We start from the raw sequence: 25,283 nt of genomic DNA on the forward strand, positions 1-25,283 counted from the left end.
TTCCCTACAATCCGGCTATGATTCGCACGCTGTCCGAGGTGATCGCGCGCCACCGCCGACCGATTCTGATCGTCACGGCGGCGCTGGTGGCGACCACCCTGCTGGCCCGGGCTCTCGGCGCCAACCCGGACACCCTGGCACCGTGCCTGTTCCTGCCGTTCCTCACCGCCGACCTGCTCTATCTGCTGACCCTGGTGGCGCCCTCGACGCGCCGCCGGCCGGACGCGTTCGAGGTGGACGGTGCCGGATTCCACACCCCGCGTACCGGGGGCGTCACCCTGGTCGGCGTAGCCCACCTGTGCCTGGTGGGCGCGCTGGCCCTGGACCCGTCCGGAACCACCCCGATGGGCATCCCGTTCTCCTGGGCACTGGCAATCGGAGTGGCGTTGCTGGCCCTGTACCCCCGGGCCCTCTGGCACGGCGTCCGCCTGACGATCACTCCGGACGGCCTCCGCAACGACAAATACGCCGGAACCGTGACCATCCCCTGGCAATCGATCGCCGAAATCAACCCCACCGACAGCACCGACCAGCGCCTACGCCTCTCGCTGACCAGCCCGGACCAGGTCACGGTCACCGGCTGGACAACAAGCCGCCGCACCCTGGAGTTCAACGGCGCCGGCCTCCCCTTCGTAGCCGCCACGATCCGCCACTACCTGAACAACCCCGCCGACCGCCCCCACATAACCACCCCACCACCCTGACCCCAGCCAAGCCCGCCCGTGCGTGTCGAGTTGAGGCGCAATCCGCACCCAAAATCAACACACGGACCGCAACCCGCCCGCCAGCCCGTGTCGAATGGAGGTGCAATCCGCACCCGAAGTCGACACGCACTTGGTGGGCGGTCGCCGGCGTGACCGGGCGCTCGGGAGGCCGGCTCCAAGATTCGGTCCGGCTGGCTGTCACGGCTGTCTCACGGCCGCCGAGACCGCCAGCCAGAGCCAGCCGGCCGAACCAGCCAGCCAGAGCCAGCCGGCTGGACCAGCCGGGCGGGTGGGTCTGGTCATCCGGTGAGGATCGCGTGCAGGCGTTGTGCCTCCTTCACCACGCGGGTAGAGCCGGGGCGGGCGGCCACCTCACTCAAGCCCGGTACGAGGTCACCCTTCAGACCCAGCGCTACGGCCACCTGGCTGGCGATCTCCAGCAGGTCGGGGACTGTTCGCGCCGTCGTGGTCAGCAGTGGGGGCAGGGCCACCGCCAGCAACTCCCACACCGTCACCGACGCGCCGGCCCGGTGCAGGTCGGTGAGGGCGGGCAGTACCCGGGTCACCTTGATGGTGCCGTCGCTGCCCAGGTCGGCGAGGGCGGCGCCGAGCAGGCCCGCGAACGTCACATCGGAGGACAACGTCAGCACGGTGTCCACGGCTGCCGCACGGTCCGGTTCGTGTTTGGCGGCCAGGGCGTACGCGACGGCGTACGCCAATGCCGGGCCGGCCGGTCCGGTGCCGTCGGCGAGCAGCGGGAGCAGGTGGCGGGCGGTGTCGCGCTGGTTCTGGTCGGCCAGGGACGCGATGTCGCCGAGTGCCCAGGCCGCGGCGACCTCGCGGTGGTGAGGGAGCACCATCGCGAGGACGTCCTCGTTGCGTACGAAGTCGCCGGGCATGTAGACCGGGTGCTTCACCGGTGTCAGCGTCAGCAGCTGGCGTTCCAGCCGCAGGCCGCCGTCGCGGGCCGGGCGCAGGCTGGCCACCACCCGCCGGGGCACCGGGGCGGCCCAGGTCCAGCCGCCGTCCCGGCCCCGCTCGCCGGGCTGCGTGAACGGTTCGCTGACCGGGTCGGGCAGGCCGCCGCTGGTGAGCCACTGGGCGTACTGCCGGCCGGCCGGCGAGGTCAGCCGCGCGGCACGGGCGGTGACCAGGTCTCCGGGGTTGCGGGGTACGCGGAGCAGCGCCTGCTCGAAGTCGAACGGCCAGGGCTGCCAGCCTTCCGCCTCGGCGCGTTGCAAGCGTTCCAGCAGGGTGCCGGCGTCGATGCTGCCGTTCACATGGGTCGGCGTGGCGACGGTCATCGGAACCATCGTGCCGGTCAGGTGTACGGCGACCTCGGCGGCTCGCAGCGCGAGAACCCCGTCAGGCCGCATGGAGAACGGCGAACCGGCTCCCCGCCGCCCTTCCTGCCAGGCGGTCCGGACAGCCGCGGCGAGGGACTGCATGGCCGTGTTCAACGGAGTCCAGTCGTCGTTGGGGGCCCTCGGCACCGGCCGGGTGGCGAAGCGGATCGCCAGCCCGAGGCTGACGAAGGAGGAACCGGCATTCCACTGGTCAGGGTCGAACCAGCCGGAATAGCGCTCGACCACCGGCAGCAACGTGGCAGCCAATGACTCCCGGTCACCCGCCGCGTAGAGCGCCACCAGCCCGGCGAGCACCCGCTCCCACCCGATCGCCGTCGGCTCATGGACCAGAGCGGCCAACTCCTCCGCCAGCTCAGCCCCATCAGCAACCGGCGCCGGCATCTCCGCGACCACCGCCGCCGAAGCGACAGCAACGGCCGGCCCGGCATCGATCAGATGTGCGCCGAAAACCTCCGCCGCCCTCCCCGGCAAATTCCCGCCGAGCGCCGAAGCCGCCTCAGCAACCAACGCCAGATCGCCCGCCCCGAGCACTCCCCGATGCTTCAGCACCAGATCGAGGGCTCGCTCCTGCACATCCAGCGCGCCGTGCCTGAACGCCCCGGAAAGAGCCACCACCACCTGACCCGACCGAGCAGGATCGCGCCGCACCACCTTGTCCAGCCACGACAGCTGCGCCTTGACCAGCGTCTTCTCGGTCCGGAGCAGCGTCTCCTCACTCGCCGCCAGCAGCGTGTCCAGCTCAAGCCGGCCGGCGTCGTCCACCGCGCGCAGGCTGCGCTGCGCCAGAGTCGCGACCGAACCCGGCCCACCGGCGAGCAGCTGTGCGTAGTCCAGAACGTGCGTCGACAACTCATCCACCGTCGGCGCCAGCGCCTCGTGCAGCAGCACGAACGGCCGCAGATCGTTGGGCCGCCCGCCCCGCAGGAACCGGTCGGCCACCGCGCCCAGGATCGTCTTGCGCTCCAGCACACCCTCACCGGCCAGCGCCACGACCGCCGCCGGGAACCGTGGTTTCTCGCCGAAACCCACGGTCCCGCCGAAGTCCGCGCCCATCGTGTCGATCTCGAAGACCGACGGGAGCAGCACGTCACGCCACGGGTCCTGCCGCAGGCGCACGACGAGCGGCGGCACCGCCGTCCGGGGCCGCCACGGCCGGACGAACGCCCGCACCCAGCTGCGCACCACACCCTCGGTGACCGGTGGTGTCACCCCGCCGGCCCGCATCAGGGCGGCCGCGAAGAACCAGTCGTCCGGCCACGGATCACGGGCCGGCAGACGCTCCGCCAGCCGGGCGCCGAGCTCACCGATCCACGTCAGCTCCAGCGCGGACGCCAGGGCCAGGAAGATGTCGGCGGACTCCCAGTTCCACGTGCTGAGCGCGGCGCGGCGCAGCGACGGGAGGGCTTTCGCCGCGGTCGGTGCGGTGCCGACGACGGCGAGGGCGTAGACCGTCCGGGCGTCCATGTCGGGATCCCGCTCCAGCGCTTTGACCCCGGCGACCACCTCGGCGAAGGCAACCGTGCGCTCGGCCGCGGTCGCCGCGGCCAGCAGCCGGATCATCCCGGCCGCGTCGTTGCGCCGGGCCAGCGCGTCGATCTCCTCCCAGGTCAGGCTCATGCCGGCACCTCTGAAGACGAGACCGCGGCGGTGAGGATCATGCGAACGGCCAGGGCGTGTTTGCACGGCCCGCGTTCCCCTCGATGTTTCGCCCACCACGGACACGTGCAGGAGAACGACTCGTGCCGCACGTGATAGGTCTCGTCCCCGCTGCGCACCACCGACACGTCCGCCCCGGCGGTGACCGCGCCCGCGTCGGCCAGCGCCCGGGCGCTGACCAGGCGAGGGTTCAGTTTTGCCACGGCGTCCGCCGAGTAGGGCAGCGTGCGGTGGAAATAGCCCGCCTCGGCCACGTCGTATCCCACCCGGCCCGCCGTGCCGAGCTGGGTCAGCGCGTCACGCACCCGCCCGGCGTCCAGCCCGGACGAACTCGCCAAAGCGTCCACGTCGATGGTGGGGTCCCACGACAGCAGCGCGCTGATCAGGTCGGCGTCGTCGGCCGCCTCGTCGCTGGACAACGACTCCAGGACCGCGCCCTCACCGGAGAACCCGCGATAGGGCTCCGGCGACAGGGTCAGTGACAACCGCAGCCCGGGCAGGCTCAGCTCCCACGTGCTGGCGACCGGACCACTCCCGGACGCGACGGAGGGACCGTGAACGACAAGCGTTCGTGCGTACCGAAGGAAGGGTTTCAGAGCGACGAGGCGCCCGGCGCCCGGCAGGCAGACCGCGCCGGGCGCGGGCCGGGAGGTGAGCCGCAGCGTGCGGCCCGCCGGAACCGCCCAGAGCACCGATCTGTCCGATGCGGAGAGGCGTTGCAGCAGCGTGCGGGCGTCCGCGATGGTCAGCGACGCGCGCGGGTCGAACCGCGACGTCAGCACCTGCGCCTCGGCGAACCCGCGCAGCCAGCGCGACGGCAGCGGCACCTTGCGCTCCACCACCGGACCGTCGAACGTGGTCACCGTCAGATCATCGGGACCGACCGCGACGTGCAGCGGATCCACCCGGCCGACACGGGCCAGCGCGCGCTGCAGCGGCAGGTTGACGTCCACATTGGTGGTGCCGTGCGCGACGATCTCCCCGTCCAGCCCGGCGGGCAGCACGTCGAGCCGGGCATAAACGCCGCAGCACCCGGAGAACGACTCGAACCGCAACCGGTCCGACCCGGCGGTCACCACCGGGTCGAGGCTGGCCGGACTGACCGGCCGGAAATACCGGCTCCGGGCGACCTCCGCGACGGCGAGCAGACCGGTCGCCGCAGCGCCCGGGTCAGTGAGGAAACCGGTGAAGAAACGGGGGTGCGCCGCCGGACCGCCGGAGGTCTGGAGGGTGAGGCCGTCGTCCAGCGCCGACGAGCCGAGGTACGAGTACGCCGCGGAAACCATGCCCGAGAACCTAGGCAAGGGGTACGACAATTTCTCACCCAGGCCTTTTCATGGGTACGAGCCACGGGGCCGGAGCCGAACTACGCCACCTGGACTACCCCGCGACCACATGCGACGCAAGGCCGCTGCGCGCCTCTCGCTACCGGTGCATGGTCACCCCGCGGGCGCCCGCCCCCGACCCGGCGGTCAGCGGAGCGGGGCCGTCGACTCGCGGGTCAGCAGCCGCACCGGGAGGGTCTCCACGCCGGACACCGGGGTGCCGTCCATGGCCGCGGACAAACGCTGGGCGGCCGTCCGGCCCAGCTGTTCCAGATTCAGGTCGACGGTGGTCAGCGGCGGGCGGGCGTTCGCCGCGAGCACGTGCCAGTTGTCGAAGCCGATCACCGCCACCTGGGACGGGACGTCGATGCGTTCCTCGTGCAGGACGTCCAGCACGCCGCGGGCGATCTCGTCGGAGCCGGCGAAGATGGCGTCGACGTCGGGGCAGCGGTCGAGCAGCATGCGGGTGGCGCCGCGGCCCCACGCCTCGGACCACATGCCGAACCAGACCTCGCCGCCCGCCAGCGACAGACCCTCCTCGGCGAGGCGGTCCAGGGCGCCGCGGGCACGGTCCTGGGCGGCGCCGTACCCCGGATCGCCGGTGATGTGGGCGATCCTGCGGCGACCGCAGCGGATCAGGTGGTCGACGGCGAGCCGGCCGCCGCCGATGTTGTCGGTGACCAGGGAGAGGTCGGCGGGGTCGTCCGACGGGGCGTACGCGTAGATCACCGGGACCGGCAGCTCGCCCAGCGACGGCCGGGTGTCCGGGCGCGCGCCCACCACGATGAGGCCGTCGACGCGGCGGGACAGCAGCGCGCGCAGATGGTGCTTTTCGCGGATCGTGTCACCACGGGCGTCGCACAGGAAGACCGATGTCTGGTCGGATCCGAAGGCGTCCTCGGCTCCCATCAGGATCGGTATCGAGAACCGGCCCTCCAGGTCGGACGTCAGCAGGCCGACAGTGCCGCTGCGCTGGGTGATCAGACCCTGGGCGAGGGTGTTCGGTGAGAACGACAGCTGCTCGGCGGCCTTGACCACGCGCGCGCGTGTTTCCGCGCGGACCTGCGGCTGACCGTTCAGTGCCTTCGACGCCGTGGCGACCGAGACCCCGGCGAGCCGGGCGACGTCGCGCAGCGTGACGGCACGGTTGGCCGCTGCCCCCATGGTCTCCAAGCCTCGCCTCCGATCCGGACGATTGTCAGCCGGTGCATCGCCCACTGTCGAACCTCTTGACAAGAAAATCTCCACAGCATTACGTTTCTGAAAACCTTTTCGGTAGCCACGCCAGGCTGCCGCACCATCCGCTTTACCTGCTGATCTACCGCGTAGGGCCGCACTCAGCGTAGCCCATGCCGCGGCGACTCCGAAACATAAGTCCGAAACGCGGTTTCGAGGAGGAAACACAGTGAGGACACGCATAGCACGCGGCTACCGCCGAGCGGTCGCCACGATCGCGGCCCTGGGCCTGGTCGCCACCATGGCGGCCTGCGGATCGAGCGACGACGACACGAACAGCGCCTCCGCGGCGGTCACGGCCGAGGGCACCGACGACGGTTCCGAGCTCACCCTCTGGACCCGGGCACCCTTGGAGCTGCAGGCCAAGGCGCTCGTCGACGCGTACAACAAGTCGCACAAGAACCAGGTGAAGCTGACCATCGTCCCGAACGACGACTACGTGGCGAAGGTGGGCGCGGCGGCCGGCTCCGGTGATCTGCCGGACCTGTTCGCGGCGGACATCGTCTACGTGCCGAACTGGACGAAGGCCGGCCTGTTCAGCGACATGACCGAGCGGATCAAACTCCTTCCGTACGCCGACAAGATCAACCAGGGGCACATCAAGGCGGGCACCTTCGACGGCAAGGAGTACGTCCTGCCGTTCGTCCTGGACCTGTCGGTGATGTTCTGGAACAAGGCGCTGTACAAAGAAGCGGGCCTCGACCCGGAGAAGGGCCCGGCCACCCTCGACGAGTACAAGGCGCACGCCCTCGCCATCCAGAAACTGAACAAGAAGGACACGTACGGCACCTACTTCGGCGGCAACTGCGGTGGCTGCGGCGTCTTCACCTGGTTCCCGATGGTCTGGGCCAGCGGCGAGGAGGTCATGGACGCCGAGGGCACGAAGTCGCTGCTCGACGGCCCGGCCGCGCAGAAGGTCTACTCCACCTTCCGGGAGCTGCAGGACGCCGGTGCGATCGCGCCCGCCGCCAAGGACGACACCGGCGCCACCTGGGTCGCCGCGTTCCAGGAGGGCAAGATCGGCGTGATGCCGTACCCGGCCACCCTGCTGCCGACGGCCGCCAAGACCGTCGACGTGGGTGTCGCCCCGATTCCCGGGGTGAGCGCCGGCAGCGGTTCCACCTTCCTCGGCGGTGACGGCATCGGCATCTCCAAGGACTCCAAGCTCAGTGACCAGTCCTGGAACTTCCTCGCCTGGCTGACCAGCGAGGCCGCGCAGGTCGACGTGCTCGCCGCGAACAACAGCACGGTGGCCCGCACCGACCTGGCCGACAACCAGTACTCGGCGAAGGACCCGCGGGTCGTCACGGTGAACCAGGTCGCGGCGTCGCCGCAGAGCAAGACCCCGTTCGCGATCAACTTCCAGCAGGCGTTCAACGCCCCGGGCAGCCCCTGGGTGACCCTCTTCCGCAACCAGGTCTACGGCGACGCCGGCGCCCTCGCCGCCGACAACACGGCGGTCAGCGGAGTCCTGGGCCAGTGATTCGCGGGTCCCGGGACTGCCAGAAGGCTACGAAAGCCACAGCGGCCCCGGGACCCCGTACCCGAGAAAGAAGCGCAAGCGATGGCACCTGCAACGACCCTGGAAGCGCCGCCGGAAGGCGCGGTCGCGCCGCCCGGCGCGATCCGCAAGAGACGCAAACCGCAGCTCGCGGGGTGGGCTTACGCCGCGCCGACCGCGTTGTTCGTCCTGATCTTCTTCATCGTGCCGATCCTGCTCGTCGGGCAGATGTCGATCTCCGACTGGGGGCTGTTCGCCGGCAACCGCGGCATCAACGCGCCGGAGAACTTCACCAAGGTCATCGACGATCGGCTGTTCTGGCCGGCGGTGTGGTTCACGCTGAAGTACACGGTGGTGACCACCGTGATCCTTCTCGGTCTCGCGCTGGGGCTCGCGATGCTGGTCCAGGAGGCCAGCCGGTGGACCGGGTTCCTGCGGACCTCGTTCCTGGTGCCGAGCGCGCTGGGCCTGGCGTCGGCGTCGCTGCTGTTCTACGCGCTCTACTCGCCGCAGAGCACGCCGCTGAAGTTCCTCGGCATCGACTCGTTCCTCGGTACGCCCAGCGCGGCCCTCTGGTCGACAGTGGCACTCATCGTCTGGCGCTTCGCCGGCTTCTACATGCTGTTGCTGCTGGTCGGGCTGCAGGGGATCTCCGGTGACGTGTACGAGGCGGCGCGGCTCGACGGCGCCGGGCGCTGGCAGACGTTCCGGTACGTCACGCTGCCGCTGCTGCGGAGCTCGATCGCGCTCTGCACGATCCTCTGCGTCACCGGGTCGATGCTGGCGTTCGACCAGTTCTACATCCTGACCAAGGGCGGCCCGGACAACAGCACGATCACCATCGTGCAGCTCGTCTACAACATGGCCTTCTTCGGTCAGAACAACCTCGGCAAGGCCGCCGCGCTGTCCATTCTGGTGCTGGTCGCGCTGCTGGTCGTCAACGTGCTGCAGTTCCGCGGCCTGCGCGACAAGGAAAGCTGATGTCCTGGATAAAGACCCCGCAACACGTCCTCGCCGGCGGTCTCGCGCTGATCTTCCTGTTCCCGCTGGCCTGGGCCGCGGTCGCGAGCGTCAGCCCGCAGGGCGGCACCGCGCAGACCGACGGCTGGGGCTTCGGCAACTACGTCACTCTGGCGAACTATCAGGCCGGCATCGGGCAGTACCTGATCAACTCGATCGTGGTGTCGACACTGACGGTCGCGGTCACATTGGGAGTGAGCCTCCTCGGCGGCTACGCCTTCGCGATGTTCACCTTCCCCGGCCGCAACGCGCTGTTCCTGGTGACCCTCGCGATCCTGATGGTCCCGTACGCGACCCTGCTGATCCCGCTCTACGTCCTGCTCAACCAGCTCGGCCTGCAGAACTCGCTGATCGGCCTCTCGCTGGTGCTCGCCATGTTCCAGCTGCCGTTCGCGGTGTTCATGATGCGCATCTCGTTCGAGGCGATCCCCGCCGAGCTGCGTGAGGCCGCCCTGATCGACGGCTGCGGCTCGTTCCGGGCGCTGCGCCACATCCTGGTCCCGGCGGTCAAACCCGGCCTGATCACGGTGGGCCTGTTCGCCTTCCTGGCCGCGTGGAACGACTTCATCACGCCGCTCGTGCTGATCAGCGACTCCGACAAGGCGCCGCTGCCGCTCGCCGTCGCCAACATGCGCCAGCAGGTGATGGGCATCGTCGACTTCGGCGCGACGGAGGCCGGCGTGGTCGTGCTGGCGCTTCCCTGCGTGCTGCTCTTCCTCGCCCTCCAGCGGCACTACGTCCGCGGGTTCATGTCCGGCGCTCTCAAAGGGTGATCATCTCGTGACAAATCCTGTTTCTCCGAGCCATGGCAAACTGCGGCCGCTCGGCCTGAGCGAGGTGACCCTCAAGCCCGGTTTCTGGCAGCGCCGGCAGGACGTCAACTCCTCGGCCACCCTCTCCCACATCGAGTACTGGCTGGAGGAGGCCGGCTGGCTGCCCAACTTCGACGGCGCCGTCCGCAACGGACGCGAGTTCGCGGACAGCGAGATCTACAAATTCCTCGAAGCGATGGCGTGGCAGCTGGGCAACGGCCCGGACCCCGAGCTGGAGGAGCGGTTCCAGAAGATCGTCGCCCGGGTCGCCTCGGCCCAGGAACCGGACGGTTACCTCAACACCAACTTCGGCCGGCCCGGCCAGCAGCCCCGGTACAGCGACCTGGAGTGGGGCCACGAGCTCTACTGTTACGGCCACCTGATCCAGGCCGCGGTGGCCCGGGCCCGCACGGCCGGCCACGACCAGCTCGTCGACGTGGCGATCCGGGCCGCCGACCACGTCTGTGACGTCTTCGGACCGGACGGCCGCACCGCGGTCTGCGGGCACGCCGAGATCGAGCCGGCGCTCGTCGAGCTGTACCGGGTCACCGGCAACCGGCGCTATCTGGACCAGGCGAAACTGTTCGTGGACCGGCGCGGGCATCAGGTTCTCCAGGACATCGAGTTCGGTCGCGCGTACTTCCAGGACGACGTGCCGATCCGGGAAGCGCAGGTGTTGCGCGGGCACGCGGTCCGGGCCGCGTACCTGGCCGCGGGCGCCGTCGACGTCGCGGTGGAGACCGGCGACACCGCGCTGCTCGACGCGGTGGCCCGGCAGTGGCGCAACACCGTGGCCCGGCGTACCTATCTGACCGGCGGTTTCGGATCCCGTCATCAGGACGAGGCTTTCGGGGACGACTTCGTGCTGCCCCCGGATCGGGCGTACTCCGAGACGTGCGCGGGGATCGGCTCGGTGATGCTGGCCTGGCGGCTCCTGCTCGCCCAGGGCGATCCGGCGTACGCGGACCTGATCGAGCGGACGCTCTTCAACGTGATCGCGACGTCGCCGTCGGACGACGGGACGCGCTTCTTCTACACGAACACGCTGCACCAGCGGGTACTCGGCACCGAACCACCCGCCGATCAGGTCGTGCCGCGCGCGGCGTCGACGTTGCGGGCGCCATGGTTCTCGGTGTCCTGCTGCCCGACGAACCTGGCACGGACGTTCGCGGCGTTGTCCGCCTATATCGCGACAGTCAGCGATGAGGGTCTGCAGATCCACCAATATGCGGCTGCCTCGGTCCGCACGGGCGGCATCGCTCTGGAGATCGACACCGATTACCCCTCCGACGGCCGCGTCACGATCCGGATCACCGACTCCCCCGCCGACCCGTGGACCCTCACGCTGCGCATCCCGCACTGGGCCACCGAAGCGACCCTCGACGGCGAACCGGTGCGTCCCGGCCTCGCGCACCTGCACCGGCGTTTCACGCCGGGCGACACCGTCACCCTCGATCTGGCGGTCCGCCCCCGGCTCACCGCGCCCGACGCCCGGATCGATGCGGTACGCGGATGCGTGGCCGTCGAACGAGGCCCTGTCGTCTTCTGCCTGGAGTCCGTCGACCTCCCCTCTGGTCTCGGCCCCGACACCTTGCGGCTGGACGCCGAGGCCGCCCTGACCGACCGGGACGGCGGGGTGGGCATCACCTGCCGCGTGGTCGGTGAGGAGGACACGGCCTGGCCGTATTCACCCGGGCCCGCCGCCCGCCCGGCAGGAGACCCGATCGCGGTGACGCTGCGCCCGTACCACAACTGGGCCTCCCGGGGCCCGTCCACGATGCGGGTCTGGCTCCCCCTGGCCGGCTGATCTCAGGAGGTCGCGGCGGGATGTGGTCGCGCCGCGACCTTCAGGGATCGCCCGAACGTCAGTTCCCTGCCTGGTCGGTACGCGTCGTCGGCCGCCAGGACCGGCTCGTGCCGGGCGACCAGGTCCCGGGTGTGTGACGGCCGGGACGTCGCGGCCAGGCCCGCCCGGAGCAGCGCCTCCAGGTTCTCGCAGGCGAGCAGCCGGCGCTGGCCGGTGTGCTGGCGCCACCACCACTGGCCGTTCAGATATCGCATCAGCTCACCGGCGAGCAGCAGCGAATCGTCGAGGGGTTCGGTGACGCCCGGGGCGACGATCGCGCGTACCGCATCGGCCAGGCCGGCGGCGTCGAGCATGTGGGCGATCATCTCGGTGGTGCCGAACCCGGGGAGCTCGCGGCCGGTGGCGCGGACCGCGTCGAAGGCCAGCGGCGCGCCCAGCAGCGGGGAGAAGACCACCGGGGCGACGCCGACGTAGGCGAGCGCCGCGGTCTCGTGCGGCAGCGACGAACCGGTCAGCGCGACACCGTGCAGGACGGCCACGTCGTACAGGTCGGTGCGGACACCCTCCGAGTCGTGCATGACGCGCAGCTGGTCCTCGTCGAGCAGCAGCACGTGGACGTCGAGTTCGGTCGCGGCGGTACGGTCGTCGGCGAACAGGTCGGCGTACAGATAACCCTGGCTGGACAGGCCACCGGCGACCACGTCGAAACCGCGGATCCGGGCCGGCAGCACCGGGACGACAGTGCCGCGGCCGGGTGAGACGTACCGATAGTGGTCCATCTTGAGGCGCAGGGTCGCCGGGTTGCGGTTGCCGCCGTACGTCAGCACCGGGAAACGGTCCGCCGTCACCGGCAGCCCACGGGCGCGGAGCAGGTCGTCGAGGGGTTCACCGGCGTCGGCCAGGGTGAACGCCGGACCGTCCTGCGCCAGTCCGTGCACCTCGGCGTCGACCAGGACGAAAGGACCGTCCGGGTGGGCGCCGGGGTAGGTGAACGGATGGCTGCGTGCTGCCTCCCAGTAACTCATGAAGCGGACTGTGCCTCCTCCAGCGCGCGACGGCAATATCGATTGTCCGGATCTTCGGCGAGTCCTTCCCGCGCCACCTCGGCGGCCTCGTCCGGGTGACCGACCAGGATGAGCCGGCTGGCGAACTCGGCGCGCAGCCGGGCGCGGACCGCCGGAGCCGAGCCGTCCGCCACGGCCTGCCGGTGCGCCGCCCAGGCCTCGTCGTCGCGGCCGCCCAGTTCCAGCAGCACGCAGGCCAGCTCGTTCCAGCCCTGCGGGTACCGGCCGCCGTCGGCGGCCACGATCTCCAGGGCGCGCCGGTAACTCTGCTCGGCGGCGGCCGGGTTGCCGAGCAGCCGGTCGACGTTGCCCAGGTTGGCCCAGCCGAAGTGCAGCTCCGGATGCACCTCCAGGGAATCCACGAACAGCTTGCGGGCGGTCCGGTACGACGTGGCGTCCGAGCCCCGTTCCTTCAGCCCGGCCACGGTCATGTGCTGGTATCCGAGGTTGTTGTAGAGCACGGCCGGTACCGGGGCGCCCACGTCGAGCAGCGTGTTGATCGCGTCCTGGTAGATCGGGATCGAGGACCGCACGTCGTCCTCCTCCTCGGTGACGTGCTGGGCGAACGCCTGGGCGTACCGGGCCAGGGCGTAACCCTCCATGGCGTTGCGGTGGGTCCGCCGGGAGAGGCCGCCGCGCACGAGCCGTTCGCGGGTACGCGACACCGCGTTCGCGGCGGCGCTGCGGCCGGCCGCGAGCACGTCCGGGGTGTCCATGCCGAACCGGTGGTACAGCTGGCAGTTCGCCAGGGCGGTCCCGGTCAGGCAGAGCCCGACCAGGCCTTCCATGTCCGGGCCGAGCCGCACCGCGGCGACGTACGCGACTGCGAAGTACTCCCGGGACGCCTTCGTGGGCTCGCCGTCGTACTCGTTGTAGCCGAGCGCGCCGAGGGCGTAGTTGACGACCGGGCTGCGCCGGTCGGTCAGCCGCGCGGCGAGCAGGATCCGCCGGCACCGGTCGATCGCGGGGCGGCCCTCGGCGACCCAGAGCCGGTTGGCGGCGGTGACGCAGGCCCGGGCGTACCAGGGCGCGCCGTCGCGCGGGTCGGTCACGTCGAGGATCCGGGCCGCCACCTCGTCGATCGCGGTGAGCTCCAGGGCCGGGTCCGGGTCGCGGTCGAGGGGCACCGGCGGCAGGACGCAGGTCCGCCCGCGGAACGTCACGGTGGCGGTGATCGCCGCGTCGGTGACACCGACCCGGACGGTCGCGACCGACCGCAGACGTGGCGACACCCGGCCGAGGCTGATCCGCAGCGACCGGGGCGGCCGGACGGCGAGCGGCAGCGACATCCGCACCCCTTCGACGCGCCGGGACATGCTCTGTTGCCGGGCCAGCTCGCCGGCGATCTGCCGGACAGGTTCGGCGGCCCGGCTCGTGTCCGGCACCACGAGCACCCGGCGTACACCGGTCCATCCCTCGGCGGCGGTCTGCGGGACCGGGCCGGCCGGGGTGTCCTCCGGCCAGCGGGTGTGCGCATCGGAGCGGGCGCTGTCCCGCCCCTGCACCCCGGTCAGCCGCGCGCCGGTGAGGTCGGCACCGCGCAGGTCACAGCCGCCGAGCACCGCGCCGCTGAGGTCCGCGGACCGCACGATCGCGCCGGCGAGCCGGCATCCGGTCAGGTCGGCCCGGACCAGGGAGACGCCGGTCAGGTCGGCGCCGGAGAGGTCGGCGCGGATCAGGACCGCCTCGGTGAGGTTCGCGCCGATCAGCTGGGCGCCGGTCAGGTCGGCGCGGGCCAGGTGAGCACCGCCGAGGTCGGCGAAGTGCAGGGCGGCGCCGGGCAGCTTGGCACCGGCGAGCCGCACCGAGGCTGCCCGGACGTGGCCGAGCTGGGCGCCGTCGAGCTGGGCCTCGTCCAGGTTGGTGAACTCCAGCGACGCCCCGCCCAGGTCAGCGCCGCTGAGCTGGGCCCGGAAGACGTCGGCGCGGTCGAGGACCGCGCCCCGCAGCACCGCCCCGCGGAGATCCGCATCGGTCAGGTCGGCGTCGGTCAGCGTGCACGTGCTCATCCGGGCCCGGATGAGCTTCGCCGCTTTCATGGTGGCCCGGCTGAGATCGGCCCCGGTCAGGTTGGCCGCGGAGAAATTCGTTCCGTCGAGAACGGCGCCGGTCAGGTCGGCGCCGTTGAGGCGGGCCGATTCGAGGCTCTTGCCGCGCAGGTAGACCCCGGCGAGCGCGCGGTGCGACAGGTCGATGCCGGGCAGGTTGCTGCTGGACGTGAGCAGCAGCCGCAGGTCGACGTCCTTGTCCTGGAGCTGGTTGCGCTGGGCCATCGTGTACTGCACGAACGCGAAGACCAGGCCGATGATCGCGCCGCCGACCAGGCTCGCGCCGATGTCCGGCAGGATCGTGTTGCTCGGGTTCGCCAGCGCCAGGCTCGTACCGAAGATGAGCGGGACCAGCGCGAGCAGGAACACGGCGAACCATGGCGCGGGCCGTCCCCCGGTGAGAATCGATGATCGGATGTTGTCCGGCGTGCCCTGCGGGAACTGGCGTCTCCGCCTCATCCGCTCATTGAAGCGAAAAGATCAAGCCGGTGGGAGTCGTGTTCCTGACAGTGCGCCTTCGAGCCGGGCTTGAGCCAGCAGGTCTCGCAGGCGCTGCCGGCGGTGGCGGCGGAGTGCCCGGGAGCCGGCGAGCAGCGCGGCGACGGCGGCAACCAGGAGCAGTTGCGGCCAGGGCACGGTCCAGGTGGTGACGGTCGCGGTCGCGGGAGCCGCCGAGGTGAGATCCACTGTGGTCGTCACCGGGCCGAGTCCCCAGACGCCGTCGACGCGTGCGGAGACCGTGCGGTGACCGTCCGGCAGCAGCTCGCTCGCCACCACACCGGACGACGCCGAGGCCAGGCCGAGCAGCGAGGACGATCGCACCTTCTCCTCCACGTCCAGGCGGACGTTGCCGGTGTTGGCGACCTGATAGGTAACGGTCACGGCGCCCGGCGTGAACGGATTCCAGGAACGCTCGTGGACCGCCGACACGTCGCTGAGGGTCAGCCCCGGCGCCACCTCGCCGGCCGCGCGGAGCAGCACCCGGAAACCGACCCGGCTCTCCACCCGTACCGATCCCTGACGCCCGGCGACCGAGGCGGCGATGCCGGCCGGGTGATCACCCGGGGTCGCGTTCGCCGGAACGGTGATCGTGAACGGGACGACAGCGGTGCTTCCGGCGGCCACCGTCACGGACTCCCGGACGGCGATCCAGGTGCCCGCGCCGACCGATTCCTGGTCGGACGGCAGCATGTTGAAGCGGCCCTTGCCGGTGAGGTACCCGTCGGCGGCGGTCAGCGTGAACGAGGCCGGTGTCTCGCTGAAGTTGCGCACGGCCAGGTGTTCGGTGACGACAGTGCCCGGGTCGAGGGTGCGTTCCACCCAGCGCCGCCCGTCCGGCCCGGCGGCGGTGGCCGGCTGCACGGTCCAGGTGACAGTGGCGGGCGCGGCCTCCGCCGGCGTCGCGGGCACGACGAGAGCGAGAGCAGCGAAAACGACGGCTACACGACGCATGGCGACCTCCCAGGGGGAAGGCGGGGGCCTTACCGGCCCCCGCCACAAACCGGTTATTCGAAGAGGGACAGGGTCAGCGTCGCCTTGTAGGACCCCGCCGCGACGTCGGCCGGGGTGTGCAGGTTCAGGCCGGCGTTCACCGTGTAGGACCCGCCCGTCACCGTCTCCGCGTCGTAGGTGGACACCAGCAGCTCCTGGTCGACCAGGCCGACGTTGTTGCCCGGCTGCGTCGGCTCGTCTAGAACCGGCACCACCTCCTCACCCTCGGAGACCAGGCCGGTGTCGCCGCCGTCGATCAGCTTCGGCTTCCAGCCGAGGTGCGAGGCGTCGATCGGCGCCTTGCCGGCCGCGGTGAAGTCGCTGGAACTGCCGAGCACCGCCCACGCCGATCCGTCCGGGATCTCGTCGAGGGTGCGGGTGTCGGTCACGGTGACCGTCGGCAGCGTGCCGGTGAACCGCCGGATCAGCAGGTCCGAGCCGTTCTCCTGCAGGGTCGCGGCGCCGCCGGCGACGGTCAGGGCGAGCACGCCCGGCTCACGGATCTCGGTGATGTCGACGGTCACCTCGACCTGCGCCTCGTCCGGGTCGGCGAGCGCGGCCGCCGGGAACGCCGTCGCCCCGGCCAGGGCGCACACCAGCGCCACGGGAATTCGTGCCTTCATGTTGAGTTATCTCCTTAGCAGGTGAGAGCGGTGTAGGAAGCGGAGACGCCGTTGGCGGTCGCGGTACCGGCCGGCACCGCGGCGGCCCGGACCGGGAAGCTCTGATAGGCATTGCCGCCGGCTGCGACACGATCAAAAGCCTTTTTCCCGTACGCGGTGACAAGCTCGACGTCCATCGGAGCGGAGGCGTCGTTCCGGGCGTTCACGGCGACGTACGCCTTGCCGCCGATGCAGCGCGACTGTGCCGTGACGGTGACCGGCGCGGTGGCCGGCTCGTCCGCGAAGACCCGCCACTCGGTGATCGCCACCGCCGAATACGTGGTCCCGTTGGTGTTGGCGCTGACCGTGGCCCGCATCCGCGACGTGGTGACCGGATCGAACGTGACGGTGTTGAACGCCGTGGTGCTCGTCCCGTGAGCCGAAGCGCCGGTGACGTCCGCCCAGGCGGTCCCGTCCCAGTACTGCAGCTTCCAGCCGTCCGGTGCCGCGACGCCGTCACCGGTGCCGGGGTTGGAGTCCCGCCAGAACTTGATCGACGCGCTGGTGAGGCGGATCGGCCGGGACCAGTCGTACTGGACCCACTGGGTCGCCGGCCGGGTGCCGGACCAGGTGCCCCAGAGCTGCCCCTGCGCCGGGCTGGCCGGGTCGGCGTCGTCGTTCAGGGCCGCGACGCTGTTCCAGCCGGCCGTGTACGACGCGGTGGGCACCGCGATCGGCCCGACGTTGCCGGTCAGCGGCGCGGACAGGTCGGCCGGGATGACGATGGTGGCCGCCTGCGAGGTGTTGCCGGCCTTGTCGACGGCCCGGTAACCGACAGTGTGCTTCGCGGCGTCCGGCGCGGCGATCGGGCCGGTATAGGTCGTCCAGGCGCCGGTGCCGATCGCGTACTCGACGCGGTCGACGCCCGAGGTGGCGTCGGTCGCCGTGACGGTGACCCGCCGGTCGGCGAGGACGGCCGTGCTGGACGGGTTGGTGGCGTCGATGTTCACGTCGGCCCGCGCGGGCGCCGAGGTGTTGCCGGCCCGGTCGGTCGCCGTGGCGGTGACCGTGTGCCGGCCGTCGCCGGTGACCGCGATGTCGGCCCAACGGGCGTTCTCCGTGGTCACGGACGGGTTGTCGTCCACCTTCAGCGCGATCGACAGGCGTCCGCCCCGATCGTCGGTGCCGTCCGCCCGTACCCTCGCGGTGGACCGGAACCAACCGGCGGCGCCGGACGAACCGCTCAGGGTGAGCACGACGGAGGGTGGGGTTTGATCTCCCTCGGTGTCGCCCGGCGAGATCACCGTGACGGTGGCGCTGATCTTCCCGGCGGCGTGACCGAGAACGCTTCCCTCGACCGTGAACGTGCCGGGAGCGGCCACGTCGGCGGCGGTGATCGGGTCCCAGGAGACCGGAATGTGCAACGTCGCGGTGCCGAACGTGACCGGGACCGTGCCGGGCAGGTCGGTCTCGCCGACCTCAACGGTGATCGCCGGGTTGGCGATCGACGTGGCCTGCGCGGCCAGGACCTTCCACTCCTCGACGGCGACCGCCGAGTACGTGCTGCCGTTTGCCGACGCGTCGAACAGGGCCCTGACCTGGGTGGTCGTCACCGCGTCGAACGTCGTGTTCTGGAAGCCCTGCGTCCCGGTCGGATAGGCGCTCGGGTTCGGCACGTCCTTCCACTGGCCGTCCCAGTACTGGATCTTCCACGTGGCCGGTGCGGCGACGCCCACACCGGTGCCCTGCGGCTGGTCGTTCCAGAAGTCGATCTGCGAGCCGGAGATCCGCATCGGCTGATCCCAGGTGTACTGGACCCACTGCTGCGGCGGGTTCGTGCCGGTCCAGGTGCCCCACATGTCCGGCGGCAGCGGGTTGGCGCGGACAATCTCGTCGTTGAGCGACTTCGTCCAGTACTGGGTCGGCACCGGCTCGTTCGAGACGGTGACCTTCGCGGCCTGCGCGATGTTGGCACGCGGCGTCCGATCGGCCTGCCGCTCCGGGGTACGCACCACCTGCTTGATCCGCGGCGGCGACTGGGTGTCGTCCCACTCCACCGTGTCGATCGCGACCGACCTGCGGAAATGACCGCCGCCGACCGCGTCGGCGGTGTGATAGACGATCTGCCACTGCCCGTTGAACTCCAGGATGCCCGGGTGGCTCGTGGTCGACGAGACCGGGGTGAGCACTGTGCCGCGATACGTCCACGGGCCGGTCGGGCTGGTGGCGGTCGCGTACGCGATACACGCGTGATAGTTGGCCGGGGTGCAGGCCGAGGCGGGTCCGGCGTTGTTGCCGGCGTACGCCAGGTAGTAGGTGCTGCCGCGCTTGAACAGCCACGGCGCCTCGAAGTAACCGGTCAGCCCGGAGACGCTCTGCTGGGTGCCGACCGGCGTCTTCATGTCGGCCTGGAACTCGAGCATCCGCAGCTGGCCGAACGTTCCCCAGTAGACGAAGACCCGCTGCCCTTCGACCAGGATCGTCGGGTCGATGTTCTCGATGGTGTTCGCCGCAGGGGTGCGCTGCGAGATCAGCGGGCCGCCGATGTGGTCGGTCCACGGGCCGGTCGGTGAGGTCGAGACGGCCACGCCGATGGCGAACTTGTTGGCGGCGGTGGAGTCGCGTTCGCTGACCGGGACGTACCAGTAGTAGCGGCCGTCCGGGCCCTTCACGACCTGGCCGGCGTACGCACGACCGGGTGTCGCCCAGGTGAAGACGTTCTCCGGGCGCATGAGCGAGGGGTAGTGGGTCCAGTTTCCGGTGCTGGGATCAGCGGTTTTGAAGGCGCCCCACTCGTTCATGATGAAGTCGTTGACGGCCGGGCCGGCCTCGTCGTGGCCGGTGTAGATGTAGAGCTCGTCGCCTTTTTCTGGAGAAGAGACGACCAGGGGCGCCGGGTCAGCGGAGTAATAGGTGCCGTCGCCGAGGATCGGGTTCACCGTGTTGGTGAAGGTGTAGGAATCGGCCGCCCGGGCCGGTGCGGCGGGTGCTGTGACCAGCAGACCCGCCGCGACCAGTCCCGCGACCGCTGCGCGGAGCAGTCTCACGGTTCTCCTTGCGCTGTTGGGGGGTGCCGCCGGCGGCCTCGGTGGAAGCCGCCGGCGACAGGTCATCCGCAGGTGATCGCGGTGTACGGCGCCGTGATCTGCGTGCCGCCGGCCTTGACCGTGGCCTCACCGGCGGGGACGGAGACGGCCCGGCTGTTGAAGGTCTGGTAGGCGGACTTCCCGGGCGCGACGTTCGCGACCGTCTTCGAGCCGTACGCCGTGATCAGCTCGACGGTGACCGGCTCGTCACCGACGTTCTTGGCGGTCACCGCGACGTAGGCGTTCTTCCCGATGCACTGCGATTTCGCGGTGGCCTCGACGGTGATCGCCACCGCCGGAACGTCGTAGACCTCCCACTCCTGCACGCCGGGAGCGCCCTTGCCCTCCTCGGTGCCCCTGGCCGTGAGCAGCGCCCGCAGCTTGGTGGTGGTCACCTTGTCGAAGGTCACCGTGTTCCAGGCGGTGGCGGACGTTCCATACGCGCCGGGGTTCGCCACCTCTGCCCATGCGGTCCCGGTCCAGTACTGCAGCTTCCACGCCGACGGCGGCGCGACACCGGTGCCGGAGTCGTCGATGTCCTCGGCGAACCAGATCCGGCTGCGGTCGACGGTGACCGGCGATGCCCAGTCGAGCTGGATCCACTGCTCGCCGACCTGCGGCCAGGTGTTCCAGACATCGGTGTTCGGGCCGATCGGACCGGTCGGCGTGACACCGTCGGCGATATTGCCGGCGGTGAGCCAGCCCGGGGTGAACGACGCGGACGCGACGCCGGTCCGGGCCACGTTCGCCGGGGCCTGGCCGGCCGCGACGTCGATCGAGCCGGTGGTGGACGTGTTGCCGGCCCTGTCGACCGAGCGGAACTCGATCGTGGCAGCCGCGGATCCGACCGGGATCGCCCCGGCCGCCGTGGTCCAGGCGATGTCGCCGATGCGGTACTGCAGCGTCGCGATGCCGGAGAGCGCATCGGTGCCGCTCAGGGTGACAGTGCGGTCGTCCGCGTCGAAGGCCGCCTTGACCGTGGGTGCGGTGCGGTCGATGCCGACTGTCTTCTCGGTGACGGCGGAGACGTTGCCCGCCTTGTCGGTGGCCCGGGCCTTGATCGTCGTTTCGCCCTCGGCCGTGAGGGTGATCGGCGTCGTGTAATCCGCCCAGTCGTTGCCTGTCCGATTTATCTGGATTTTTGGCGAGGTATCGCGGTTGTCCGTCGCAGTGGCGGTCACCGTGACGTTCGCCGATGTCCACGGGTCAGCCGGTGCCGCCGTCAGCGTCGTCACCGGCGGCGCGGTGTCCGCCGGGCCACCCGCACCCACCGTCACCGTCGCGGTCGCCGTCTTGTCGGTGCCGGCGACCTGCCCGGACACCTCGAAGGTGCCCGCCGCGGCGTACTTCGCCGGGTCCACCGGGGACCAGGTCACCGCGATGCCGCTCTGCCGCGAGCCGTCGTTGTACCCGACGGTCACCCCTGCCGGGAGTGCCGGTGCGACACCGGCAGCGGTGGAGACGGCCACCGGGTCGACCGTGTTGATCTGCACCGGGTCCGGGCCACGCACCCAGACGCGGGCGGTCGCGGTCAGCGTGGTTCCGGCCACGAAACCGGTGACCGTGAAGTCGCCGATCCCGGCCACGTCACCGGCGCCGACCGTGCTCCACGCCACCGGGACCGGCAGCCGCACGCCGTCGGCATAGGTGACGTCCACCGTGGACGGCAGCACCGGGACCACTCCGACCTGGGTACGCACGTCGACACCCTGGATCGACGCCGCGGCGGCCGCGAACACCCGCCACTCGGAGACGCCGACGGCCGAGTACGCCGTACCCGCCGCGTTCGGCAGCGCGTTGAACGTCGCGCGCAGCCGGGTCGTGGTGACCGGGTCGAACGACACGGCGTTGGTACGCCCACGCACGGCCGGGTCGAAACCGGTCGCGCCGGTCACGTCCTGCCACGCGGTGCCGTCCCAGTACTGCACCTTCCAGGACTTCGGCACCGCGACACCGCTGCCACCGGTGGTGCTGTCCGACCAGAAGTCGGCGGAGGCACGGTCGACGCGGACCGCCGACGGGAAGTCGTACTGCAGCCAGCGGGTGGCCGGTTCGTTGCCGGACCAGGTGCCCCACAGGTCGGTCTGCACGCCACCGGCGAACAGGGCCGGTTTGCCGTCGTTGACGGCGTTCACCGTGTTCCAGCCGGCGGTGAAGCTGGCCGACGGGGTCGCCGTGGACGCCACGTTGATCTCGCCCTCGGTCAGGGCGCTGGCGGTGACCACCACGTCCTTCGTGGAGTCACCGACGGTCAGACGCAGTGTGTAGCGGCCGGACTTGGTGAACCGGGCGACAGTGCTCGGCGAGGTGACGGCGTCGAACGCCACCGAGCCTCCGTCCGGGGCGTCGGCCACCGACCAGCGGGCGGTCACCGGGGTTCCCGGGTTGCCGTCGTCCTGGGCCAGGCCGATCAGGCGTACCGAGCCGGCCGCGCTGTAGCTGGAGTCCAGCCAGGCGTCGGCGAGCGGCGGGGCGTTGACCGGATCCGGTGCGGTGACTCCCGTACCGAAGGCCTGAATCTCCTTGATGCCGGTCTTGAAGCCGGGCGCGTGCTGCACGGTGACGCGCAGTTTCTCCGCCGTGACCTCGTCGAATCTGACCTGGTTCAGGTTGCCGCGCGGATAGGCCGGTGACCGGCTCTGCCCCGGCACGGCCTTCCAGCCGTCACCGTTGTCGTACTCCACGGTGAACTGCGCGGGCGGCGCGTAACCCTGGACCGTCGCGGTCGTCGAGGTGTTGTAGAAGTAGACGCGGACGTCGTCGACGTCCTTCTTCCCACCGAGGTCGATGGTGAGCGAGTCCTGCGCGTCCGGCGAGCCCGCCGTGCCCCAGAACGGCTCGTTCACGGTCGTCCCGTTGACCGCGCCCGCCGCGCCCCGGCCGGAAGCCTCGAAACTGGCGGTGACCGGCCTCCGAGCAGCGACGTTGGCCGAGCCGGTGCTGGCCGGAGCGATGTCCGCGCCCGCCTTCGCCATCACGTCGACGACCCGGGCGCCGGCGCCGAACGAGACGTCCTGCGGCGACTTGACGCTCGTCGTGGCGACGTTGCCGACCGTGATCCCGGCCGCCGCCTGCACCTGGCCGGTCGCCGGGTCGTAGACCAGCTTGCCGAGCTTGTCCGCGGTGAACGCGAGCTCGCCGTCCAGGTAGACCGAGTAGCCCTCGGGGACATCAGACCCGTAGTAGCGGGTGCCACCGGGCGCGTCCCAGACGACAGTCAGGTCCTTGTCGCGGTACTTGATGTTGTTGGCGGTGAAGTGGTCCCAGCCCACGTCGATCGGGTCCAGCTCGATCTTCGCGTCGTCGCGGGGGCGCAGGCCCATCGCGTCCTCGATGACGGTGAAGTTCGTGGCGCCCAGGATCGTGTGGTGGATCCACGAGCGGTACCCGATGCTCTGGTTCGCGGCCGAGCCGTCCGCCCAGAACTCGTTCTGGTCGGGGTACCGGTTGTCGCCGTTGTTCTGGTAGTGCGCCCAGGCGTTCCAGTACAGCAGCTTCTTGTACCACTCGGCGTTGACGTACTGCGACGGGTAGTTCCGCAGCACCGACGAGAGCATCCGGAACGTCACCGTCGAGTTGATCACCGAGAAGTTGTTGCTGCCCGGGTCGCCCTGCGCCGCCGCGGCCGCCTTGTCGGCCTGGTTCGCCGTGGTGAACGGGAAGATCGGGTACTGGGTGTCGTCGGCGAACAGCCGCAGGCCCTCCCGGTACTCGGCCGTGTTCGGCATCAGCCCGACGGAGTACGGGTAGTAGTTGTTGATCTCTTTCCACGGGACCAGGCTGTTCGTGGCCACGTGCCGGTGCTTGAGCAGGTTGCCGGAGAGGCCCATCTCGTCCGGGGTGCTGCGGGCCGGCTCCCAGAGCACGTCCAGCACGGCGGTCTTGATCTGCTCGGCGAACGCCTCCATCTCCGCCGCTTTCGCGGCGTTCCCGGCGGTCCGGTACGCGGCCGCCGACGCCTTGGCGTTGGAGTACAGGTACGCGCTCTCGGTGCGGTCCATGTTGCCGGCCCGCCAGTCGAACGACACCGCGTCGGCGTCGTTGCCGGTCATCGCGCCCCAGCTGTACTCCAGCAGCCCGTTGCCGTCGAAGTCGTAGGCGTCCTGGACACCCTTGACGTCGTTCTCCGCGTACCCGGCGAGGTTCTCGGCGATCACTTTCGGTCCGCCGTGCAGCTGGTAGGACCGCCACGCCGCCTCGGAGATGTACTCGGTGTAGCTGTTCGACCAGTTCGCCGGGTCACCCGGGTTGTCCACGTACTTCGCGCTCTTCGCGACCTCACCGGCCGAGACCCACGATCCGTAGGAGTAGGCCGGGTCGCGGAAGTACTTCAGGTCGTCGACGAACATGCCGGTGGTCAGCACGATCGCGTTGTTGTAGCCGAGCACACCCTCCATCGCGGTCGGGAACTGGTAGTCGTTGCCCGGGATGTCCGCGTCGAGGAAGTTGAACCGCATCAGCCACCAGCGATAGAACAACGTCTTGTCGATGTTGTTCTCCGGCGTGTCCAGATAGGGCACGTTCTGCGCCCACCACCGGTTGTAGGCCGTCACGTGCTCCGTGAACGCGGCCGCCGGGCTCTTCTCGCGGACGTCCCGGTACTCCGTCGCCGACTCCGGGATCTCCTTCGTGACGAACCCCAGCTGCACCTTCGTGCGTACCGAACCGCTCGCCGGCACCGCGACGGTCTGCCGCAGGGTTCCGTCGACCGGCGCGAAGCCGTCCCCGCTGAAGCGGGGGAACAGGTTGGTCAGCTTGTTGAAAGCGCGGGTCGAGCCGGTCAGTTCGCCGCCGGCTCCTTCTTGGGTACGCGCGAACGGGCTGCTCGCGGTGAACTGGACGTTCGTGGCCGACCCGGTGGTGCTGGACACCTCGAGGCTCGTCACCGCCACGTTCGCGTCGGTGATCCACTTCGTCTGCACCACCCGCAGGCCGGCCGCGGTGCTGGTGAAGACGCTGCGCCAGTAACTCGGCGTCTGCTTGCGCGCGGCGGCGTCCTCGGTGAGCGTGATGTCCGCACCGTTCACCGACGCGGTGATCGTGTACGCGCCCTGGCCGCCGGCGATCGACTCGATGTACGCGACCTCGCCGCCGAACCCGAGCGTGCCCGGCGTGTGGGTCTTCATGAAGACGGCCCGGCCCCGGCTGAACAGGAACTGGTTGGCGTCGCCGTTCGACCCGCCCGGCGTGTTGCCGGTGCGGGCCAGCATCCGGTCGATCCAGAAGTCGTTGTCCGTGCTGCTCCCGGCCCCGGCCGCGACGTCGGCGTCGAAGATGGACTGGAGCTGGTTACGGGCGTGGTACCCGGTGCGCTCGTCGGGCACCGGGTTCGCGCTGCCGGTGAAGACCGGGTACGGCGTGGTCGCGTTCGGTGCCGCCTGCGCGGCGGCGGGGACGGAGAGCAGCCCGGCGAGGAGCACGCCGGTGGTGAGAGCGGTTCGGTGGACTTTCGGTCTCGCTGGCGATGTCACAAGCGGACGCCTTTCGCCTGATGGCCTTTCGTTTCAAGGCAGGGCACACCCTCGGCGCGGGTGGCTGCGCCGAGAAGACCCGAAAACCTTTTC

Annotated in this window: 14 protein-coding genes; 5 read left to right on the plus strand and 9 right to left on the minus strand. The window is 70.5% G+C overall.

The genetic code is table 11. From position 1 onward, the window contains the following. Positions 1 to 17: 17 nt before the first annotated feature. The gene (locus B0I29_RS37890; protein WP_111653991.1) at positions 18 to 704 is read left to right on the plus strand and encodes a PH domain-containing protein; all 687 of its coding nucleotides are present in this window, start codon (positions 18 to 20) and stop codon (positions 702 to 704) included. Between the two features lie 299 nt (positions 705 to 1,003). On the opposite strand, the gene B0I29_RS37895 is transcribed toward B0I29_RS37890, so the two are convergent. The 3 genes from B0I29_RS37895 to B0I29_RS37905 form a co-directional block, all read right to left on the minus strand. Continuing rightward, complete coding sequence (locus B0I29_RS37895; RefSeq protein WP_111653992.1) at positions 1,004 to 3,688, minus strand: DUF6493 family protein; 2,685 nt, start codon at positions 3,686 to 3,688, stop codon at positions 1,004 to 1,006. Next, entirely contained in the window at positions 3,685 to 5,013 is a 1,329-nt protein-coding gene (locus tag B0I29_RS37900; protein WP_111653993.1) for a DprA-like winged helix domain-containing protein, read from the minus strand. The genes B0I29_RS37895 and B0I29_RS37900 overlap by 4 nt, the downstream gene beginning before the upstream one ends. Positions 5,014 to 5,199: 186 nt before the next feature. Next, a complete protein-coding gene (locus B0I29_RS37905) occupies positions 5,200 to 6,216 on the minus strand; it encodes a LacI family DNA-binding transcriptional regulator (RefSeq protein WP_111653994.1) in 1,017 nt (338 codons plus the stop codon). Positions 6,217 to 6,457: 241 nt separating this feature from the next. Between B0I29_RS37905 and B0I29_RS37910 the strand changes: the two genes are divergently transcribed. The 4 genes from B0I29_RS37910 (at position 6,458) to B0I29_RS37925 (ending at position 11,428) form a co-directional block, all read left to right on the plus strand. Further along, on the plus strand, positions 6,458 to 7,771 hold the full coding sequence (locus B0I29_RS37910) for an ABC transporter substrate-binding protein (RefSeq protein WP_245973091.1): 1,314 nt from the start codon (positions 6,458 to 6,460) through the stop codon (positions 7,769 to 7,771). Positions 7,772 to 7,852: 81 nt separating this feature from the next. Next, positions 7,853 to 8,770, plus strand: coding sequence for a carbohydrate ABC transporter permease (locus tag B0I29_RS37915; protein WP_111653996.1), 918 nt, complete (start codon positions 7,853 to 7,855; stop codon positions 8,768 to 8,770). Then, complete coding sequence (locus tag B0I29_RS37920; RefSeq protein WP_181558184.1) at positions 8,770 to 9,582, plus strand: carbohydrate ABC transporter permease; 813 nt, start codon at positions 8,770 to 8,772, stop codon at positions 9,580 to 9,582. Before B0I29_RS37915 ends, B0I29_RS37920 begins: the two co-directional genes overlap by 1 nt. A gap of 7 nt (positions 9,583 to 9,589) precedes the next feature. Further along, positions 9,590 to 11,428 carry a glycoside hydrolase family 127 protein gene (locus B0I29_RS37925; RefSeq protein ID WP_111653998.1) on the plus strand — a complete coding sequence of 613 codons (1,839 nt, stop codon included), beginning with the start codon at positions 9,590 to 9,592 and terminating at the stop codon, positions 11,426 to 11,428. A 2-nt stretch (positions 11,429 to 11,430) separates the two neighbouring features. Here the strand turns inward: B0I29_RS37925 and B0I29_RS37930 are convergent, their stop codons facing one another. The 6 genes from B0I29_RS37930 to B0I29_RS37955 form a co-directional block, all read right to left on the minus strand. Further along, entirely contained in the window at positions 11,431 to 12,453 is a 1,023-nt protein-coding gene (locus tag B0I29_RS37930) for a hypothetical protein (protein WP_111653999.1), read from the minus strand. After that, positions 12,450 to 14,999, minus strand: coding sequence for a pentapeptide repeat-containing protein (locus tag B0I29_RS37935; RefSeq protein WP_111654000.1), 2,550 nt, complete (start codon positions 14,997 to 14,999; stop codon positions 12,450 to 12,452). Before B0I29_RS37935 ends, B0I29_RS37930 begins: the two co-directional genes overlap by 4 nt. Before the next feature lie 21 nt (positions 15,000 to 15,020). Then, entirely contained in the window at positions 15,021 to 15,992 is a 972-nt protein-coding gene (locus B0I29_RS37940) for a hypothetical protein (protein ID WP_111654001.1), read from the minus strand. Between the two features lie 53 nt (positions 15,993 to 16,045). Next, positions 16,046 to 16,654, minus strand: coding sequence for a hypothetical protein (locus B0I29_RS37945; RefSeq protein ID WP_111654002.1), 609 nt, complete (start codon positions 16,652 to 16,654; stop codon positions 16,046 to 16,048). 14 nt (positions 16,655 to 16,668) lie between these two features. Beyond that, entirely contained in the window at positions 16,669 to 19,680 is a 3,012-nt protein-coding gene (locus tag B0I29_RS37950; protein ID WP_245973092.1) for an OmpL47-type beta-barrel domain-containing protein, read from the minus strand. A gap of 62 nt (positions 19,681 to 19,742) precedes the next feature. Continuing rightward, positions 19,743 to 25,190, minus strand: a complete 5,448-nt coding sequence (locus tag B0I29_RS37955; protein WP_245973094.1) for an OmpL47-type beta-barrel domain-containing protein — start codon at positions 25,188 to 25,190, stop codon at positions 19,743 to 19,745. Between the last annotated feature and the right edge of the window lie 93 nt (positions 25,191 to 25,283).

It is taken from the genome of Actinoplanes lutulentus (assembly GCF_003259845.1).
GTDB classification, from domain to species: Bacteria; Actinomycetota; Actinomycetes; order Mycobacteriales; family Micromonosporaceae; genus Actinoplanes; species Actinoplanes lutulentus.